The organism is Pseudomonas sp. CC11G, assembly GCF_056174845.1.
Window position 1 is genome coordinate 22,658 of sequence record NZ_JBWBZC010000001.1, and the last position, 20,010, is coordinate 42,667.

Consider the following 20,010-nt stretch of genomic DNA (forward strand, 5'->3'; position numbering starts at 1 on the left):
CGAGGCTAAAGCCTCTCCCACAGAGAAATGTGAAACCTGTGGGAGAGGCTTTAGCCTCGATAATTTTTGAATCAGGAATAAAGTCCAGCCAACCCTTGCTCCATCACTTCCTTAGCCTGCTCCAGCACCTGAATTTTCCAATCATCCGCATCCACATAAAACGCATCACGCATCTGCTGCTTGATCAGTTGGTGCTGCGCCGGCGGCGCCTCCGGGTGGTTCTGCAGCCACTGCTCACCGCGCAGTGCCGCGAGCACCTGCTTGCCCGGCAAGGTGCCGTATTCCAGGGTGACGCCGGTGTATTGCGCGTGCGGGCATTCGTCCATTACCGCCAGGTCGATGGTGCCGTTGAGGTCAGCCGAAGCCGAGTTGCCTTCGGCGGCGTTGGTCACCTGTTCGCCCCACCAGAGGCGGCAGCGGGCGATGTCTTCGGCTGTCTGTTTGCCTTTGTAAATGCGCTCGCCATGGCCGCGCGGGCCCAGGCCGGTATGCAGGTCTACCCAGGCCAGGCGCTCGCAACGCTGGGCGTAGGTGCGCAGGATGTCGCGCAGGCGCAGGTGGCTCCAGGTCGGCGCGGTGCCGGCGAAGAACAGACCGTTGGGGTCGCTGTGCTGGCCGCGCGAGATGCCCGCCTGCAAACCTTTGCGGCCGTAGCGCAGGGTAAAGCTCAGCAGCTTGAGCAAATTGAAGGTGCCCGCTGGCCATTTTTTCGGCAGCAACACGGGAGCCAACACGCGGTACTCGGGGTTGTCGCGCAGGGGCTGGGTGAAGTCGACGAAGTTGCGGTTGAGGTCGACGTTTTCGTGGGTCACGCGGCGCAGGTGCGAGAAGCCGTACGGGTTCAGCGCGTGGATATACAGCACGGCCAAATCGTCGCGCTGGGTAGCGGCAAACCAGGCGTCGTCGTTGAGCCGGTCTACCTGTACGCCGGAGCCGCAAAAACCTTCCACGCCATGGCAACCGCTGCTGATCACCAGCAGGTTGGGCGCGTCCGGTTTGCCATAAAACGCCACGTCGATGGCCAGTTGTTCACCGTCGCGGCCGGGCAGCGGGTGGATATGCGATTCAACCGCCAGCCCACGACGGGCGCAGCTGGCTAGGAAGGCCTGACGGGCCTGGGCATAACTCTGCGAAAAGCAGGAAAGGTTCATCGAGCGTTCCAATCAGTGGGCAACTTGAGTGCGTCGGGCAAGCAGACGCTGGCGGGTGGTTTCCGGAGTAAGCAGCAGCAAGCCAAGCACCGCGCACACCAGCGTGGCCAAGCCGAAGCCGTTTACCGACAGCTCGAAGCCATGGGCGATATTGCCGTCCAGCCAGGTGATCATCTTGCCTACCGCCCACGGCGCGAACATGCCGGCGGCGGTCATGCTGCCGACGTGAATGGCGAGCATCGCCCCGCGTTGTTCGCTGGGGGAAATATGCGCGGTGATGGTCATGCCGAAAGCGAACACGGCGTTAAGCAATACGCAGCCGATGCCATACACCACCAGCTTGGTCGCCAGGCTTTCGGCCACGGTGCCCATGGCGCAGAACCCCAGGGCGCCGACGATGCAGCAGAGCATCGGCGGCCAGACCATGCTGCGCTGCAGGTCGGCGCCGTTTTTCAATGCGCGCTGCGACAGACCGGACACCAGCAGGTTAAGAATGATGATGCTGAGGGTGGCGGCGAACATCACGTAGCCGGTTTGCATGGCGCTCAAGCCCAGGCCCTTTTGCATGTACACGGCCGACCAACTGAACGACAGCGCGTTGGGCAAATAGGCGAGAAAGCACATCAGCGAGATCCACAGGAAAGTGCGATTGAGCAGCAGGTAGCGGTATTTGATGGGCTGCCCGTCGTTGCTCGGCGCGCTGCTGTCGGTAGTGGCTTGCTGCCCCTCGGCGCCGAACGCCAGCCAGCACAGCAGCCAGATAAAACTCAGTGCGGCCAGGCCCAGGTAAGCCATGCGCCAACCGAAATGGCTGATGCAAAACGGCAAGGCAATGGCCCCGAGCAACCCGCCGGTCATGATCGACACCTGAATCAGTGAGGCCGGCAATACGCGCTCGGTGGGGCCGAACCATTTAAAGCAGGCATGTTGCGTAACTGCCGTGCCGGGCCCGGTGCCGGCGCCCAGCAGCAGGCGGCTGGCGATCAAGGCGTTAAGGCTGCTGCTGACAGTTACCAGCAGTTGCGAGAGGGTCCAGACCAGCGACATGCCCACCAGAATCCAGCGGCTGGGAAAGCGGTTGGCCAGAAAGCCCACGAGGATGCCCGACAGCGAATACAAAAAGAAAAACGCGCTGCCGACGAAGCCGTATTGCTCGGGGGTGAGGTTGAGCTCTTCGATGATATGCACGCCGGCGAAGGCGAAGATGGTTTTGTCCAACACGCTGATCACCATCACCGCCATCAGCAGGGCGACCACGATCAGGCGTTGCGGTTTGTTGTTATCGGTGGGCATGGGGCGTCTCTGCGGTTCCGTTGCGCGCAGAATGCCGCAGGGGAGCGCGGCTGAATAATCACCGATGGGTATGACTATGGTGGTTGGTTATCAAGGGTTAAAAAACATCGAAGCGTAGGTTGGGTTGAGCGCAGCGAAGCCCAACATGCCGGCCGAGCCGGCGCGTATCGGTCCCACGCAGAACGCCTGGCAACCCGTTGGGCTTCGCGATGCTCAGCCCAACCTACATTTACTCATGTTTGGCGTGCGGACTCTTGTAGACGTAGATCAGCTCATCCGCCAACGCCTTGGCCTCGCGCGTCATCAGCTCCGAATCCCGGCACACCAACGAAATATTCATCGGCGGCACCGCCTCGGCAATGTCCAACACGCACAGGCTTTGCATGATGAACTGCGTGCGCTCCAGCACCCGCAGCGACCAGTAGCTGATGGCATCGCTGCTGCCGGCAAGCTCGGAATAAAGCACCACCGATGCACATTCAATAACGTTCTCCGGCAACGCTAGGCCGTGCTCGGCAAACAGGCTACCCACGCTGGATTGCTCCATGGAATCTTGCAGCAACCATTCCTGCCCACTCAGTTCACTGAGCGATTTCGCCCCGGCCAGCGGGTGGTCTTTACGCACCGCCAGCACGGTGGGCTGCTGGTACAACTCGGTCCAGTGAAAGCCATCGGCGTTGCGCGCTTGCGGCAAGGAGGTCAGCACCATATCCAGCAACCCTTCGCGCAAACCTTCCATCAGTTTCGACGGACGCAGTTCGTGAATCTGCACCTGCACCTTCGGGTAGCGCTTGCGGTAGCGGTTCAGGCTGCTGACGAATTGCTGGCTTGGGGTAACCGGTGACACACCGATGGACAGCTTGCCGTCCATCACGCCTTTGAGGGTGTCGATTTCTTCGCGGGCGCGGCGCACTTCTTCGAGGATTAAACGGGCGCGTTTCACCAGACGCTCGCCGTATTCGGTCACCGTGATGCCGCGATTGGAGCGCACCAGCAAGGGTACGCCCAGCTCGGCTTCCAGCTCCTTGATCCCCTTGGACAAGGCCGGTTGGGAGATATGCAGCAGGCGCGAGGCTTCCTGAATACTGCCGCTTTCGCAGATGGCCACAATGGCACGCAGCTGGTGCAACTTCATAAGAACGTCACTGGCTATCGAGAAGTAAGTGTCGGAATTTAAAGCAAAATGCGGGCCTTGTGAGTGGGTAGTTACAAAAGCAAAAGCATCGAGGCTAAAGCCTCTCCCACAAGGAACCTCGATTCACCGTGGGAGAGGCTTCAGCCTCGATGCTCTGTAAAAGGCGGCCATTCAAGACCGCCAAGTATGGCGCTCTCTTTTACCGAATCCCGGTCGCCCTTAACGCCGACGGCGTAAATTCCTTACGGCTAAACGGCACGTTGAATTCGTAGGCGTTCTTCTCTTCGTTGCGCAACGAGTTCACCGAGTAACGCCCGGACAGCACGTCGTAGTGGGTTTCGGCAGCAAAGGTCGGCACCTTGTAGTCGTAGAAGAACGTCGCGTGGCCCTCGGACACCCGCCACAGTTGGCCACGGCCGTCGTAGGCGTCGGCTTCGGCGGCTTGCCAGCTGTCTTCGTCGATGTAGATATCGCGCTTGGAATAGATATGCCGCTGGCCCGGTTTCAGGGTCGCTTCCAGGTGCCAGACGCGGTGTAGCTCATAGCGCGCATAGTCCTGGTTGATATGGCCGGCCTTGATGATGTCGGTGTATTTCAGCTTCGGCGATTCCAGCGAGTAGCTGTTGTAGGGGATATACAGCTCCTGCTTGCCCACCAGCTTCCAGTCGAACCGATCCGGCGCGCCGTTGAACAGGTCGAAGTCATCAAGCGTACGCATGCCTTCGGCTGCCGGGCTGTCGTAGGCAATCTGCGGGGCGCGGCGTACGCGGCGCTGGCCGGCGTTGTACTGCCAAGCCATGCGCGGTTCTTTCACTTGGTTGATGGTTTCGTGCACCAGCAACACCCCGCCGGCCAGGCGCGCCGGCTCCAGGAATTCCTCGCGGTAGTAGTTGAGGATATTGGCCATTTCGTCCGGCTGGTAATCGCTCAAGCCCTGGGGCGACGCCAGCTGCTGCTTGACCACGCTTGGGGTAAAGCTGCCGTTGGTTTGCGGCGAGGCTTGCACCACGATCCGTTTGAACGTCTCGCCACGGTAGCGACCGATATGGTTCCAGATCACTTCCAACCCGCTTTGCGGAATAGGAAATGGCACGGCGCCGGGCTGGTAGTTTTCCAGGCCGTTGCCGCCTTCCACCAACGCGGTGTGGGTGGCGTTGGCTTTGGTGGCCGCCAGGCTTTTGTCCGGCAGGGTGACGGAGCGGTGGGTGGTATACACCGGAATCTTGTAGGTGTCGGGGTAGCGTTTGAACAGCGCCAGTTGCCCCGGCGTGAGCTTGCTCTGGTACTGCGCGACGTTCTGCGCGGTGATCACGAACAGCGGCTTTTCATCGGCATATGGGTTGGGCAAAAAGCCGTCGCCGTCGACCTTGCCGGTGCTGCTCGGCAGGCCGCCGGTGTAGGCCGGAATGCTGCCATCGGCATTGCCGGCGGTTTCGGCGCCGCCGGCAGTCAGCGTGCCGCCCAGTTGCGCGGCCTGTTCGGCGCTGACGGCGGCCGTTACCTGATTGGCCAGCAGGCTCAGGCAGAAGCTGCCGGCCAGAAGAAGGTGTTTATGTGTCATGGGATACCTCATGGGCTGCGCCCTTAAAAGCTGACGCCGACGCTGACGGCGAGAAAGTCACGATCGGTGTTGGTGTTGAAGTCGCCGCCGAAGTAGTCGGTGTAACTGACGCTGGCGGTGTACTGGGACATGAAGTCGGCATCCAGGCCGACACTTACCGACTTGTTGCCTTCGGTGAAGGTGGGGCCGTAACCCTCGACGTCATGGGAAAACGCGACGTTGGGGCGCAGGTTGATGCCGGCGAAGGCGTCGTTGTAGTCGACGCTGGCGCGCAAGCGGTAACCCCAGGAGTTGGCGGTGTAGAAGCCTTTGTCGGTGCACTGGTCGGGGTTGGCGGTGTTGAGCACCTTGGTGCACAGCTCGTTGCCGCTGACCAGGCCGATGCCGGGAATGGCCACGGTGCCGGCGCTGCTCAATTCGCCCATGCCGTACACGCTGCTGCGGCCAAAGCGCAGGTCGGAGCCGTCGCTGGAGCCGAGGTTGCCGATGTGGCTGTAGCCCACCTCGCCAACCAGGGTCAGGCGGTCGCCGCCCAACACGTTGTCGAAGGTGTGTACGCCGCTGACCTGCGCCTGGCTGAACGGCATGCGTTTGTAGCCCTGCACCAGGCTGCCGCGCGAGGTCTCGGCCCAGTCGGTATCGAACAACGGCAAGCCCTTGATGTTCAGCAAGGTGGCCAGCGCGCCGACACTGGCGGTGGTGGAGACATCGGTGCCGTTGAGGCTCATCGGCATATTTGGCCGGTGGCTGATTTCACCCGACAGCGCCGTGCCGTCCGGCGTGGTGGTGGCAAAACTGATGCCGTACAGGCGCACGTCTTCGGGGTAGGTCAGGTAGTAACGCGAGGTGGCCTGGCCCGGTGCGCCGCTGAGTGCGGAGAGGCTGGCTTGGCCGACGGTCCACATGCTTTCCGGGGTGCGGCTGTGAATATTCATGGTGTAGAAGCCGAACTCGGTGTCGTTCAGCTCCGGCACCATCCAGCGCATGGCCGCGCCGAACTGGCCGCCGTCGCGGGCGTCTTCATCGTCCAGCCGCGGCACGTAACCGTAGGCGCCGGCCACGTCGCGGTTGAAGTCGCTGCCGTAGGTGGTCATGCCGGTGTTGCAGCCTTGCGCGGCGGTATCGGCGCCGAAGTAAGTGCCGCAGTTGTCGAGGACGGTCTTCTCCCATTCCAGTTGGTAGAAGGCCTCGACGGACAGGTTGTCGGTCACGCCCTGGGTGACATACAGCATGTTCACCGGAATCAAGCCTTCCTTGATTTCCGCGCCTGGGCGGCGGAAAGCGGCGACGTCGGTGGGGTTGATGCTGTTGATCGAGTTACCGATAAAGGTGCTCTCGCCCCAGCTCACCACCTGTTTGCCGACACGCACGCTGCCCGGCAGATCGGCGATGTCGTAGTTGTGATAGAGGAAGGCGTCGAGCAACTGCGCGCCGGACGACTTGGCGGCAGCATCGCGGCCGCTGTCGTCGATGTCATACAGCAACCGGTGTTCGTCCTTGAGCTCGAAGTCGTACCAATACTTGCCGCGCAAAAACACGCCGGTATCGCCGTACTTGAGTTCGAGGTCGTGAATGCCCTTGAAGATCTTCGAGAAGGTTTCGCCCTTCTTGAAATTCAGCCGGCCGTCGTCCGAGGTGCGCGTGGAGGCGGTGCCGCCGTTGGCCACGCCGATAAACTTCTTGTCTGCGTCGTCCATGCCCCAGCTCGCGCCGATGGACAAGGTGGAATCGAAACGCCCTTCAATCTCCCCGATCTTGAACGTTTCTGCCTGTGCCGGCAGCGCGGTCGCGAATGCCACCGCCAATGCCAGGGCGTGGGGATACATAGTCCCCTTGGTTGTTGTGTTCTTCATCCTGCTCTCCGCCAGAACCAGTCAAAGAAGCTGGCGGTTGGCCCGGCCAGCGCAGCCTGAAGGTCAGGTGCCGGGGCATGGTAGGGAGCGGGGAAGGTTCTGCATTCTGAGAAAAACCGATGCCTATAACCAAACGCGAAGTGGGGGTTGGGGAGGCTCGGGAAGGGGGCGTTTGCTGCACCAGAAAGAAGCAAAGAACGGGTGGCCGTTCGGTCGGCGAGCGAGGTTTATCTCGCGATTCTGGGTCCCCGCCTGCGCGAGAACGACGGAGATTTTTGCATATATCTCCGTCATTCCCGCGCAGGCGGGAATCCAGAATCTCAGTGGCGACGGCAAATTCCGCCGCAGCCCCCATCCCCGGGGCGTATCAGCGTTTCTCCAAAGCCAAAATCAACTTCGCCAATCAAGCGGATTTACAGGCTAATTTTCAGCAATAAAATGCCAATTTTCGGTGATCGTGTTTGGCTGGTTTTTGCCTTTGCCGGTCATTTCCGGTAGGGTACCCCTCTGCCTGACCCTCGTTTGACCCCTGATTCTGCTTTTGGGGCGCGCCCTCTTTTGCGCCCTTTTTCTTGGCGTGGCCCTGCCCGCGCTGCTGCGAGTCGCCCTGCGCGACTCATCTTTTGGAGCCTGCTTGGCTCCTGATGTTTGGAGACTGACGATGAAGTCCATCACCACCCTGGCAGGTGTCGTGAGCCTCGGCTTATGCACCGTGTCATTACCGGCACTGGCTAGCGCGAAATGCGAGCTGGAAAGACCGGTAAAATTCGGCGGGATGAATTGGGAAACCAACCTGATCATCACCGAGATCGAACGTTTCATCATCGCCAAAGGCTATGGCTGCAAAACTGAAGTCGAGTCTGGCGAAACCCTGACGATGCTGGCTGCCATGCAGCGCGGCGATGTGGATGTAAACGCCGAAATCTGGGCCACCACCATCGGTGTGCCGTGGGAGAAAGCCGTTGCCGGTGGCAAGGTGAAATCCCTGGGTACCGTGTTTGAAGGCACCGAAGGCTGGTATATCCCGCGCTATGTCGCCGAGCGTTTTCCCGAGCTGAAAAGCGCCGCCGATCTGCCCAAATACAAAGACGAATTTACCGACCCGGAAGAACCGGAAAAGGGCCGTTTCTACAATTGCCCGGCCGGCTGGAGCTGTGGCGTCAGCACCGCCAATCTGTTCAAGGCGTTGAAGCTGGACGAAAGCTACACGCTGTTCGGCCCCGGCACCGGCGCCGCGCAAAAAGCCGCGATCACCTCGGCGTACAAGCGCAAACGCAATATCGTTTTCTACTACTGGCAACCGACCACCGTGGTCGGCCAACTGGACCTGGTCAAACTCGACCTGCCGCCAGTGGACGCCGAAGCCGCCGCGTGCAACACGCTGCCCACCTGCGCCAACCCCAAGCCCACCGGCTACCCACCGACCAAAGTGCTCACCGGTGTGAACACCCAGTTCAGCGAGCAAGCGCCGCAGTTGGCGAGCTTTTTGAGCAAGGTCGCCATCAGTCCGGACCAGCTCAACAGCTTGCTGTCCTGGTACGAGGAAGAAGGCGCCGAGCCGGAAGAGGCCGCCCAGCGCTTCCTCAATGAGCACCCGGATGTGTGGACCCAGTGGGTACCGCCGGCCGTTGCCGAGCAGGTCAAGCAAGCGTTGTAGTCGTTGAGCCCGCCCGGCCGCATTGCTGTGGCCGGGCTGCGTAGAGAGTGTGTTGTTTATGTTCCCCGAGTTATTCCCCGCGCGCGATTTGCGCCAAGCCATCGATGCCTTTGTTGAGCAGTTGGTGGTGCGTTATGCCGATGTGTTGGAGTCGATGTCGAAACCGGTTTTGCAGGCCCTGGTCTGGCTGGAACACCTGCTGCGCGTCGCGCCCTGGTGGTCGATTGTGTTGGCGGTGTTTCTGTTGAGCCTGGCGGTGAGCCGGCGCCTGTTGCTGAGCGTCGGCATGGCCGCGCTGCTGTGTGTCATCGGCCTGGTCGGCCTGTGGGACCGCGGTATGCAAACCCTCGCGTTGATGATCATGGCCACCGGCCTGTCGGTGCTGATCGGTATTCCGATGGGCATCTTTATGGGCCGGGTGAATTGGGCGCGGCGGGTGTTTACCCCGGTGCTCGATGTGATGCAAACCATGCCCAGCTTTGTGTACCTCATTCCGGTGGTGATGCTGTTTGGCCTGGGGAAGATTCCGGCCATTATCGCCACGGTGATCTACGCCGTGCCGCCGGTGATTCGCCTGACCGAACTGGGCATCCGCCTGGTGGATGAAGACGTGCTGGAAGCCTCCCGCGCCTTTGGCGCCAACCCGCGTCAGCAACTGTTCGGCGTGCAGCTGCCGCTGGCGCTGCCGAACATCATGGCCGGGATCAACCAGACCACCATGATGGCGCTGTCGATGGTGGTGGTTGCCTCCATGATCGGTGCCCGGGGTTTGGGCCAGGAAGTGCTGCTGGGTATCAACCGTCTGGAGGTGGGCCGTGGTCTGTTGGCGGGTCTGGCCATCGTCGCCCTGGCGATCATGTTCGACCGCATCACCCAGGCTTACGGCAAGCGCCAGCAAGGAGTTTCGCAATGAACAAGATTGAAATCCGTGGCATCTACAAAATCTTCGGCCGCCATGAAAAGGCTTGCCTGGAGGCGGTGCGGGGCGGCATGAGCAAAGCCGAATTGCTGGGCAAGAACGGCCACACGGTCGGGCTGCGCGACATCAGCCTGAGCATCGAGGCCGGCAGCATTTACGTGATCATGGGGTTGTCCGGTTCGGGCAAGTCCACGCTGATTCGCCACTTCAATCGGCTGATCGAACCCACCGCCGGGCAGATCCTGGTGGATGGCCAAGACGTCATGGCCCTCGGCCCGCGCGAGCTTGAGCAGTTTCGCCAGCGCACCATGAGCATGGTGTTTCAGCGCTTCGGGTTGTTCCCGCACCGCAATGTGCTGGACAACGCCGCCTACGGTTTGCAGGTACAAGGCATGCCCAAGGCCGAGCGCGAAGCCAAGGCGCGGCACTGGCTGGAGCAGGTGGGTTTGAAGGGCTTTGAAAAGCAGTTTCCCCGCCAGTTGTCCGGCGGCATGCAACAGCGTGTGGGCCTGGCCCGCGCCCTGGCGACCGACGCCGACATTCTGTTGATGGACGAAGCCTTCTCGGCGCTCGACCCGCTGATCCGCCGCGAAATGCAGGACCAGTTGCTGGCGCTGCAAGCCAAGCTGAACAAGACCATCGTGTTTATCACCCACGACCTGGACGAAGCCCTTCGCCTGGGCAACCGCATCGCCATTCTCAAAGACGGCGAGCTGGTGCAGGAAGGCGCGCCGGAAGACATTCTGCTTAACCCGGCCAACGACTACGTGCAGGCGTTCTTGCAGGACGTGAACCGCGGCAAGGTGCTAACCGCTTCCCATGCGTTGAGCGAACGCAAGGCACTCACCCTGACCACGCGCACTGCGCCGGCACGGGCGCTGGAGCGGTTGCAGGAGCGAGCGTTCGACTACGCGCCGGTGCTGGATGGCCGCAACCTGCGTGGCGTGCTGACTCAAGGCGCGGCGCAGCGAGCGCTGGAAGCGGGCGCGCGGGATATTGCCGGGTACCTGGATGACGTGGCGTCGGTGCCGGCGAGCACCGGCTGGATGAGGTGCTGGGCCAGTTGCTGCGTGAGCCGCAGCCGTTGGCGGTGACCGGTGATGACGGCGAGTTTGTGGGCTGGCTGTCGCGCAAGAAGGTGGTGCAGTTGGTGAGTCCGGCGCTGGATTCGGCGGCGTAACGGCAAACCGTGGGAACGGCGTAGGTTGGGTTGAGCGCAGCGAAGCCCAACAGGTCCGCGATTGTTGGGCTTCGCCTGCGGCTCAACCCAACCTACGATCTACAGGGGATATGTATGCCCATAAAAAAACCGCCCCGAAGGGCGGTTTTTTTGTCGCGCAAAACGGCGCTTACGGCAGGGTGAAAAGCACTTTCACCTTGTCGGTCACGGCCGCTTTGTCGACGTAGCCAATGGCATCGGCTTCGGCGCCAACTTTGGCAACCACGGCGGCGTCATCGGCCACGCTTGGCAGCGGTTGACCCTTGCCGGTGAACACCAGACCCGACCAGTACGACTTCAGCTGCGACTCGTTTTTGCTCGCCACGGTGCTGTAGAACTTGTCTTTGGTGGGGTTCCAGTCTTTCTGGTCGACGCCCTTGAGGGACTTGTCCTTACCCAGAAAAATGTTGGCCACGTCCGATTGGCTTGGCGCGGCGCTGGCGCCGGCATTGACGATCACGGCGACTTCGGCCTGCGCGGCGGTGGCAGCGGCCACCAGGGTGCAGGCGCTGAGAGCACGGATTACAAACTTCATGGGGGCTCTCCTTAGAATACGAAGTCAACGCCGACGCTGATGATGTCACCGTCGTAGTTGCGCGAAGGCGTGCCCGCCAGGCCGTTGGTGGCCGAGTACACCGCGTGGTTGTAGCTTTCCTGGGCTTTTTCAACGAACACGCCGTTGTAGCCGTTGCCACTGGTGTCTACGCGTTTGTATTCGCTTTTAACGATTACGGTCGGCGTGACGTTGTAGTTCAGGCCGTAGGTCCAGGAGGTCTGGCGACCGTCGTCTTCGTCCAGTTGGGCGTAGGTGACGTGGGCCAGGAAGTCGCCGAAGCGGCGGCCACCCATCAGGTAGAACGCGTCGGTGCTGCCTTGGTCATCGGCTTCGATAACGCGGCTGGTCCATTCGTTGGCGGTCAGCCAGGTACCGTTGTCGTACTGGTAGCCGATCGAGGTGAACTTGCCTTTCTGGTTATCCAGCTGGTTGAGCGGGATGGTGGTGCGGGTGCCGAACGGGGTGGTGACGCGAGCGGTGATATCGGTGTTGATATCCGCCTCGGTGTAGCCCACACGCACGGTGCCGAAGTCATTGGTGGAGAGGCTTACGTTAGCCGCGAAGATCTTCTTGTAGTCGATGTCGTAGAGCTCATCGGCCGCGAAGATGTTGCGGTTCACGGCCTGGCCGCCAGCGACCTGGAACGCCACCGAGCCGAACGACAGCGGCAGGGTGTAGATGGCGTCTGCGCCTTCGTAGTTGCTCACCTGAACCTGGCTGTAAACCTCGTCCGGCAGACGCAGCCACGGGTAGGTGAAGCCTACATCGAGGGTTTCCGAGTACATGTACACCGGGCTGCGCAGGCGGCCGGTGCGCAGCAGGAGACCGTCGGTGGCTTGCCACGACAGATAGGCCCACTCCAGGTTGCCTTTCCAGTTGTCTTGTTCAGGCTTGGCAGTGGCTTGCACGGTGACGCCGACGGTGTCGGTCAGGCCGTACTGGAACTGGCCGCCGAGTTTGGACAGCTGGTCGCCGCGCCAGGAATCGTTGGTCTGGCCGTTCACGCCGTAGCTGCGACCATCGTCTTCGCCGCCCAGGTGGGTAATACCGGCAGTGCCGAAACCGTTGAAGCGGTATTCGCCCTGGTCGAGGGCAAAAGCCTGGGTACTCGCAAGGCAAGCTGCGAGGGTGAGTACTCGAAGTTGGATCATTCTGGTGCTCTCGTGTTAAACGCGGAATTGGGCCGTGGCGGCGCGCAAATGGTCCCCGGTGCTGACCAACTGCTCGCCAAGGCGTGCGGTCGCATCGGCCCCGTGTGTGGTTGCTTGCGTATCCCTCTGCAACACTTCTGTGTCTTTCTGAATCGAGTTGGACAGGCCGATCTGCTCCTGGGTGAACTGGGCGATCCCGGCATTCAACTCGTCAATCTGGCGAACGGCCTGGGCGATGGCGTCCAGGGTCTCGGTGGCGGCCACCGAACGTTCGATGCTGGCCTGGGCTTTCTGGCCATTCTGGGTCATCACATTCAGCACGCCGTTGGCGCTGCTTTGCAGACGCTGAATGATGTTCTGGATTTCGGCGGTGGAGGCGGCGGTTTTCTGCGCCAGGTTGCGCACTTCATCGGCTACCACGGCAAAACCACGGCCCTGTTCACCGGCGCGCGCTGCTTCGATGGCGGCGTTGAGGGCCAGCAGGTTGGTCTGTTCGGCGATGCTGCGGATGACGGTGAGCACCGAGCCGACTTGCTGGGTTTCTTCTTCCAGTTGTTCCATGGCCTGCACGGCGCCCATCACGCTGCTGCCCAGGTCGCTGATGCTGGTCGACAGGCTGCCGATGTTCTGCCGCGCGCTTTCCGCCTGCTTGGACGCCGCGCCGGCTTCCTGCGACGCCTGCTGGGAGCGCTGGGCGACTTCCTGAATGCTGCCGGTCATGGTGGAAATGTCGCGACCGATGGAGTCGGTGTGGCCTTGTTGCGAGCGCGCGTTTTCTTCGGCGCCTTGGGTCAGGCGATACAGCTCCTTCGACATGCCACCCAATGGGCTGGCCGCATCGACGATCTGGCGAATGGTGCCCTGCAGCTTGTCGAGGAAACCGTTGAACAGTTTGATCATCACGCCGATTTCGTCGTTGGTTTCGACGTTCACCCGGCGGGTCAGATCGCCGTCGCCGCTGGCGATGGCTTTGAGCGAGTCGATCACGCCGTGGATATTGCTCATCACGCTGCGAATCACGATGACCGAGCCGATGCTCACCAGCAGAATCAGGGCGAGGCTCAGGCCGTAACCCACGCGGGTGGTGGTGGCGTTGTCGGTGCGGGTTTGCGCCAGGCTGGTCTGGAAGTCGTCGTAGGCATGGGTGCGGAACTGCTCGCCGGCTTTTTGCGCCAGTTGCAGGTCGGTGGCCATGCGGTCGAGGTTGGGACGCAGGTCGTCAAAGGCGGTGCCTTTGAGCAGTTGTTCGGTGGCCGAGAAGGCGTTGTCGGCATAACCCTTCACCGCCGCCGTCCAGGCGCGCAGTTCATCGCTGCGTTGCGGCTGGTCTTTGACCAGGGTTTGCAGCGCTTGCTGCTTGGTGTTGATTTCTTCGATGACCTTGCGGGCATCGTTGAGGGTTTCCATTTCGCCGGCGGCAACAGCGCTGTTGAGCAGGCCGGGAATACGCGAGAACTGGAAGATCACCGCATCGGCGTTTTCCAGTGTGGGGTAGCTCTGTTTCTCCAACGCCACCAGGCGGGTGTCGTTGTTGCTCAGTTGCACAGCGGTGTAAACCACGAACAGTAAGAGGCCGATGAGTGCCACGGCGGGCGGGAGCGAAAGCTTCAGGGTCAGCGACATATTTTTGAACATGGACAGATATTCCCGACTGCGCAAATGGCAAAAGTTTGCAAGTAATACTTTTTATCTTCTATTGGTCACGACTTGACCATTATATAGGTCGGTGCCAATTTTTTATCGGCATTTAACCGGCGACCTGTAGTTTTCAACATAGCCACTGGTCCGGTTGTCTGTAGGGGATTTCTGCGTTTTTTATCTGCGTGATGGCAATTGGCTGGCATCGCCGGCGATCGCCCATAAAAAAACGCCCCGAAGGGCGTTTTTTCAGTGCCGCTTGCCGGGTGAATTACAGGCCGTTTTTGGCTTTGAATTCACGACGACGACGGTGCAGAACCGGCTCGGTGTAACCGTTCGGTTGCTTGGCGCCTTCGATCACCAGCTCCAGAGCAGCCTGGAACGCGATGTTGCTATCGAAGTCTGGTGCCAGCGGACGGTACAGCGGGTCGTTGGCGTTCTGACGGTCAACCACTGGTGCCATACGCTTCAGGCTAGCGACAATCTGCTCTTCGCTGGCAATGCCATGACGCAGCCAGTTGGCCAGCAGTTGGCTGGAGATACGCAGGGTAGCGCGGTCTTCCATCAGGCCGACGTCGTTGATGTCCGGCACTTTCGAGCAGCCGACGCCCTGGTCGATCCAGCGCACTACGTAACCCAGAATGCCCTGCGAGTTGTTGTCCAGTTCGTTCTGGATTTCGTCTGCAGACCAGTTGGTGTTGGCAGCCAGCGGGATGCTGAGGATGTCGTCGATCGAGGCACGAGCGCGCTTAGCCAGTTCGGCTTGACGGGCGAACACGTCAACCTTGTGGTAGTGCAGGGCGTGCAGTGCAGCGGCGGTTGGCGATGGAACCCAGGCGGTGTTGGCGCCAGCCAGCGGGTGAGCAATTTTCTGCTCGAGCATGCCGGCCATCAGGTCGGGCATGGCCCACATGCCTTTACCGATCTGGGCGCGACCTTGCAGGCCGGTGGCCAGGCCGATGTCCACGTTCCAGTTCTCGTAGGCAGCGATCCACTTCTCGGATTTCATGGCGGCTTTGCGCACAACGGCGCCAGCTTCCATGGAGGTGTGGATTTCATCGCCGGTACGGTCGAGGAAACCGGTGTTGATAAACACCACGCGCTCGCTGGCGGCTTTGATGCACGCCTTGAGGTTGACGGTGGTGCGGCGCTCTTCGTCCATGATGCCGACTTTCAGGGTGTTGCGCGGCAGGCCGAGAACGTCTTCAACGCGGCTAAAGATTTCGCTGGTGAAAGCGACTTCTTCCGGGCCGTGCATTTTTGGCTTAACGATGTACACCGAGCCGGTACGGGTGTTCTTGCGGCTGGTGTTGCCGTTGAGGTTGTGCACCGCGATCAGGCTGGTGAACAGCGCGTCCTGGATGCCTTCTGGAATTTCGTTGCCTTGGGCATCGAGAATCGCCGGGTTGGTCATCAGGTGGCCCACGTTACGCACGAACAGCAGGCTGCGACCGTGCAGGGTCAGCTCGCTGCCGTCGGGTTTGGTGTAGACGCGATCGGGGTTCATGGTGCGGGTAAAGGTGGTGCCGCCTTTGGCGACTTCTTCAGCCAGGTCGCCCTTCATCAGGCCGAGCCAGTTGCGGTAGATGACGGTTTTGTCGTCGGCATCGACGGCAGCAACCGAGTCTTCGCAGTCCATGATGGTGGTCAGTGCCGCTTCCATCAGAACGTCTTTCACGCCGGCGGCATCGGTCTGGCCGATTGGGCTCTTGGCATCAATCTGGATTTCGAAGTGCAGGCCGTTGTGCTTGAGCAGCACAGCAACCGGGGCGTTAGCCGGGCCTTGGAAGCCGATCAGCTGAGCGTCGTCGCGCAGACCGGTGTTGCTGCCGCCTTTAAGGCCGACTACCAGTTTGCCGTCGATGAGTTTGTACGCGGTGGAATCGACATGCGAGCCAGCAGCCAATGGCGCGGCTTCGTCGAGGAAGGCGCGGGCGAAGGCGATAACCTTGTCACCACGAACCTTGTTGTAACCCTTGCCTTTCTCGGCGCCGCCTTCTTCGCTGATCGCGTCGGTGCCATACAGGGCATCGTAGAGCGAACCCCAGCGGGCGTTGGAAGCGTTGAGGGCGAAACGGGCGTTCATCACCGGCACTACCAGCTGTGGGCCGGCCATGTGGGCGATTTCTTCGTCGACGTTTTGGGTAGTGGCTTGGAAATCTGCAACTTCTGGCAGCAGGTAACCAATTTCTTCCAGGAAGGCTTTGTAAGCCACGGCGTCATGCGCCTGGCCAGCACGTGCCTGGTGCCAGGCGTCGATCTTGGCCTGGAAATCATCACGTTTGGCGAGTAGTGCTTGGTTCTTCGGTGCCAGGTCCTTGATGACGCTTTGCGCGCCTTCCCAGAACTGCTCGGCAGAAATCCCGGTACCGGGGATGGCTTCGTTGTTTACGAAGTCGAACAGGACTTTGGCGACCTGCAGGCCACCGACTTGAACGCGCTCAGTCATTACTTGCCTCTCTGCTCAGCTCTTAGCTGTACTCAATAGCTCACTGCGGATAGCCCTGTACGGACCCGGCGTTGGCCGTCTTGTAGTCCGTGGCGCGGCATACTACATCATGATCGGGTGAAAATCAGCGGGCGCGCGTCGAACCGCGACTGGCCAGGGGCCTGGCGGTCACAACGGGGCGCGGATGTTCTCAAAAAACAGGGGTTTTGTTCCACAAAAATCTGCATTTCGTACACGATTTTGTAGTGTTACTACCTTTTTACCCCGTCTCGACAGCCGTTATCGGCTTTTGCCTATACTCGCGCAACCCCTTATGGAGTGCTGTGCATGGCCGTAAAAGCAGTTGTAGTAGGTGACCTCGACGAGCTCGCCCCGTTGTTCGCCGGTTACCTGGAGTTTTACCAGGTGCCGCGCCCGCTCGAGGAACTTCGCGCATTTCTTGCCGCTCGTCTGCAAAAGGACGATTCCACCCTGCTTTTGGCCCGCGACGCGTCTGGCACGGCCCAGGGCTTCGTTCATCTGTACCCGTATTTTTCGTCGCTGGCGTTGGCGCCGGCGTTTTTGCTGAGCGATTTGTATGTGAGCCCGAGTGCTCGGCGCCAAGGCGTAGGCGAGTTGCTGATTAACGCCGCGCGTGCCCACGCCGAAGCCAATGGCGCCTGTGGTTTGCAGCTGGAAACGGCGAAAACCAATGTGGCCGGCCAGGCGCTTTATGAAAGCTTGGGGTATGTGAAGGATGAGGTTTATCTGACGTATTGGTTGAGCTTGAAATAAGAATGACCGTTTTGCTTTGGCTAGCCTCACCTGGACCCCCGCCTTCGCGGGGATGACGGAGATAGCATCAAAAACTCCGTCGCCCTCGTGAAGACGGGGGCCCAGGTACGGAAAGATTGAGGCAAACATCTCTCCGCTCTTTGTCAGCGATTTAAGGAGTCACCCCGTGATCCATTTGGTCCTTACCGTGATTGCCGAAGACCAGCCTGGCCTGGTGGAAAAGATCGCCAGCTGCATCTCCACCCACGGCGGCAACTGGCTGGAAAGCCGCATGTCGCGCATGGCCGGGCAATTTGCCGGAATCTTGAAAGTGAGCGTGCCGGCCGAGGCCCACGCCGAGCTGGTGGCCTCGTTGCAAGCGTTGAACGATCAGGGCATTCGCGTGCTGCTGGCCGAAAGCGGCAATGAGCCGGAGCGCAGCTTCAAGCCGATCTTGCTCGACCTGGTGGGTAACGACCGTCCGGGCATCGTGCGCGATATCACCCGGGTGCTCAGCGAGCTGTCGGTAAACGTGGAAAGCCTGGACACCGACGTGATGCCGGCGCCCATGAGCAACGAGCCGTTGTTTCATGCAGAGGCTAAGTTGGCGGTGCCGCTGAGCCTCTCGCTGGACGTATTGCAGGCTCGATTGGAAACCCTGGCCGACGACCTGATGGTCGAGCTAGTCCTGCGAGGCGATGAGTAGCTTGTTGCGCTGCAAACTGCGCCACGCATCCACGCTATAGATCACCAGCGCCGCCCAGATAAAGCCGAAGGCGATCAAGGTGCTGGTGCTCAGGTGTTCGCCGAACAGCAGCACCGCCTGCAGCAACACCAAGGTCGGCGCCACGTACTGCAGAAAGCCCAGCGCCGCATACGGCAAATGCCGCGCCGCTGCGTTAAAGCACAGCAGCGGCACCAGCGTGACCGGCCCGGCAGCGGCCAGCCAGAGCACTTGGGTGCTGGTCCAGAAACTGGCCTGCATGCTCACCGCGTCAGGGTTGAACGCCAACCAGCCTATGGCAAACGGCACCAGTAACCAGGTTTCCACCACCAGCCCCGGCAAGGCCGCGACCGGCGCCTGCTTGCGGATCAACCCGTAAAAGGCAAACGAAAACGCCAACGCCAGCGACACCCATGGCACATGCCCGGCCAACCACAGTTGCTGCGCCACGCCGATGCTGGCCAGCCCCACGGCCAGCCATTGCAGGCGACGCAACCGCTCGCCCAACAACAACATGCCGAGCAGCACGTTAATCAGCGGATTGATGTAATAGCCCAGGCTCGCCTCAAGCATGCGGCCGTTGTTCACCGCCCAGACATACACCAGCCAATTCACCGCAATCAGCGAACCGCTGCCCACCAGCACGGCAATGCGCCGCGGGTTTTCGCGCAGGTCGCTGAGCCAGCGCGGGTGTTTCCACACCAACAGCAGCAAGGCGCCGAACAGCGCGGACCAGAGAATACGGTGGACGATGATTTCCAGCGCCGGCACCTGGGCGACGGCTTTGAAATACAGCGGGAACAAGCCCCAGATGGTGTACGCGGTAAGACCGAGCAGATACCCGCGGCGCGGGTTGGCGGCTTGCATGGAGAGACCTCGACTGGCTGGCCGGTCATTCTAGGGCCAGCCGCTTATCGGCTCCAGGCGTGTGTCGCGGATCTGGTCAAAACAGTCGCAGCGGCTCTTCCTGAAGGGCCGACAACTGCTCGCGCAGAATCAGAATCTGCTCGCCCCAATACCGCTCGGTGCCAAACCACGGGAAGCTCATGGGGAACGCCGGGTCGTCCCAACGCCGCGCCAGCCAGGCGCTGTAGTGCATCAGGCGCAGGGTGCGCAGGGCTTCGATCAAGGGCAGTTGGCGCGGGTTGAAGTCGTGGAATTCCTGATAGCCGTCCACCAGTTCGGCGAGCTGGCCCAGGCGTTCCTGGCGGTCGCCGGCCAGCATCATCCACAAATCCTGGACGGCCGGGCCCATGCGGCAGTCGTCGAGGTCGACGATATGGAACACCTCGTCGCGGCACATCATGTTGCCGGGGTGGCAATCGCCGTGCATACGGATGGCTTGGTACGGCGTGGCGGCATACAGGTCTTCGACCCGTTTCAGCGCATCGCGGGCAACCGATTCGTACGCCGGCAGCAGGCTTTTGGGAATGAAGTTGCCGTCCAGCAGCGTGTTCAGCGAATCGCGGCCAAAGGTCTGTACGTCCAGTTCGCCACGGTGTTCGAACGGCTTGCTGGCGCCGACGCCGTGCAGGCGACCGAGCAGTTGGCCGAGGCGATACAGCTGATCGAGGTTGCCCGGTTCCGGCGCGCGGCCGCCGCGGCGCGGAAACAGGGTGAAGCGAAAGCCCTGGTGTTCGAACAGGGTTTTGCCGTTGTGCAGCAGGGGCGCCACCACCGGCACTTCGCAGTCAGCCAGTTCGGCGGTGAAGCTGTGTTCTTCGAGAATGGCCGCATCAGTCCAGCGCGCCGGGCGGTAGAACTTGGCAATCAGCGGCTGACCTTCATCAATGCCGACCTGGTACACGCGGTTTTCGTAGCTGTTCAGCGCCATGACGCGGGCGTCGCTGAGAAACCCGATGCTTTCAACGGCATCGAGAACCAGGTCGGGCGTGAGTTCAGCAAAAGGGTGGCTCATGGGGCGTTCCAGGCGGCGTGGGGCGTCAGTGTA

Annotated in this window: 16 protein-coding genes; 5 read left to right on the forward strand and 11 right to left on the reverse strand. The window is 61.0% G+C overall.

The annotated features are described in order from the left end of the window. Positions 1-71 precede the first annotated feature (71 nt). The 5 genes from AC0V2S_RS00125 to AC0V2S_RS00145 form a co-directional block, all read right to left on the reverse strand. A complete protein-coding gene (locus AC0V2S_RS00125) occupies positions 72-1,151 on the reverse strand; it encodes a M14 family metallopeptidase (protein WP_475507998.1) in 1,080 nt (359 codons plus the stop codon). Positions 1,152-1,163: 12 nt separating this feature from the next. Next, the gene (locus AC0V2S_RS00130; protein ID WP_475507999.1) at positions 1,164-2,444 is read right to left on the reverse strand and encodes an MFS transporter; all 1,281 of its coding nucleotides are present in this window, start codon (positions 2,442-2,444) and stop codon (positions 1,164-1,166) included. 229 nt (positions 2,445-2,673) lie between these two features. Next, positions 2,674-3,579: a LysR family transcriptional regulator gene (locus AC0V2S_RS00135; RefSeq protein ID WP_475508000.1), complete on the reverse strand. Its 906-nt coding sequence runs from the start codon at positions 3,577-3,579 to the stop codon at positions 2,674-2,676. A gap of 199 nt (positions 3,580-3,778) precedes the next feature. Further along, positions 3,779-5,140: a DUF1329 domain-containing protein gene (locus AC0V2S_RS00140; RefSeq protein WP_475508001.1), complete on the reverse strand. Its 1,362-nt coding sequence runs from the start codon at positions 5,138-5,140 to the stop codon at positions 3,779-3,781. Between the two features lie 23 nt (positions 5,141-5,163). Beyond that, positions 5,164-6,993, reverse strand: a complete 1,830-nt coding sequence (locus AC0V2S_RS00145) for a DUF1302 domain-containing protein (RefSeq protein ID WP_475508002.1) — start codon at positions 6,991-6,993, stop codon at positions 5,164-5,166. A gap of 661 nt (positions 6,994-7,654) precedes the next feature. Between AC0V2S_RS00145 and AC0V2S_RS00150 the strand changes: the two genes are divergently transcribed. Genes AC0V2S_RS00150 through AC0V2S_RS00160 form a run of 3 tightly spaced genes read left to right on the forward strand, consistent with a single transcriptional unit; the run spans position 7,655 to position 10,663 of the window. After that, positions 7,655-8,650, forward strand: coding sequence for an ABC transporter substrate-binding protein (locus AC0V2S_RS00150; protein WP_475508003.1), 996 nt, complete (start codon positions 7,655-7,657; stop codon positions 8,648-8,650). Positions 8,651-8,708: 58 nt separating this feature from the next. Continuing rightward, entirely contained in the window at positions 8,709-9,563 is an 855-nt protein-coding gene (locus tag AC0V2S_RS00155) for an ABC transporter permease (RefSeq protein ID WP_475508004.1), read from the forward strand. Beyond that, on the forward strand, positions 9,560-10,663 hold the full coding sequence (locus AC0V2S_RS00160) for a quaternary amine ABC transporter ATP-binding protein (protein WP_475508005.1): 1,104 nt from the start codon (positions 9,560-9,562) through the stop codon (positions 10,661-10,663). Before AC0V2S_RS00155 ends, AC0V2S_RS00160 begins: the two co-directional genes overlap by 4 nt. Before the next feature lie 255 nt (positions 10,664-10,918). On the opposite strand, the gene AC0V2S_RS00165 is transcribed toward AC0V2S_RS00160, so the two are convergent. The 4 genes from AC0V2S_RS00165 to AC0V2S_RS00180 form a co-directional block, all read right to left on the reverse strand. After that, the gene (locus AC0V2S_RS00165) at positions 10,919-11,323 is read right to left on the reverse strand and encodes a phosphate ABC transporter substrate-binding protein (RefSeq protein WP_475508006.1); all 405 of its coding nucleotides are present in this window, start codon (positions 11,321-11,323) and stop codon (positions 10,919-10,921) included. A gap of 11 nt (positions 11,324-11,334) precedes the next feature. Further along, entirely contained in the window at positions 11,335-12,495 is a 1,161-nt protein-coding gene (locus AC0V2S_RS00170) for a hypothetical protein (protein WP_475508007.1), read from the reverse strand. Positions 12,496-12,510: 15 nt separating this feature from the next. Continuing rightward, positions 12,511-14,130, reverse strand: coding sequence for a methyl-accepting chemotaxis protein (locus AC0V2S_RS00175; protein WP_475508008.1), 1,620 nt, complete (start codon positions 14,128-14,130; stop codon positions 12,511-12,513). A 274-nt stretch (positions 14,131-14,404) separates the two neighbouring features. Beyond that, positions 14,405-16,582 (reverse strand): malate synthase G, encoded by a 2,178-nt coding sequence (locus tag AC0V2S_RS00180; protein WP_475508009.1) that lies wholly within the window; start codon positions 16,580-16,582, stop codon positions 14,405-14,407. 327 nt (positions 16,583-16,909) lie between these two features. Between AC0V2S_RS00180 and AC0V2S_RS00185 the strand changes: the two genes are divergently transcribed. Together AC0V2S_RS00185 and AC0V2S_RS00190 are read left to right on the forward strand one after the other, a co-directional pair. Next, complete coding sequence (locus tag AC0V2S_RS00185; RefSeq protein ID WP_475508010.1) at positions 16,910-17,356, forward strand: N-acetyltransferase family protein; 447 nt, start codon at positions 16,910-16,912, stop codon at positions 17,354-17,356. A gap of 166 nt (positions 17,357-17,522) precedes the next feature. Further along, on the forward strand, positions 17,523-18,041 hold the full coding sequence (locus AC0V2S_RS00190; RefSeq protein ID WP_475508011.1) for a glycine cleavage system transcriptional repressor: 519 nt from the start codon (positions 17,523-17,525) through the stop codon (positions 18,039-18,041). Here the strand turns inward: AC0V2S_RS00190 and rarD are convergent. Together rarD and AC0V2S_RS00200 are read right to left on the reverse strand one after the other, a co-directional pair. Further along, the gene (rarD, locus tag AC0V2S_RS00195; protein WP_475508012.1) at positions 18,018-18,926 is read right to left on the reverse strand and encodes an EamA family transporter RarD; all 909 of its coding nucleotides are present in this window, start codon (positions 18,924-18,926) and stop codon (positions 18,018-18,020) included. The genes AC0V2S_RS00190 and rarD overlap by 24 nt on opposite strands. A 76-nt stretch (positions 18,927-19,002) precedes the next feature. Further along, entirely contained in the window at positions 19,003-19,977 is a 975-nt protein-coding gene (locus tag AC0V2S_RS00200) for a serine/threonine protein kinase (protein ID WP_475508013.1), read from the reverse strand. Positions 19,978-20,010: the final 33 nt, after the last annotated feature.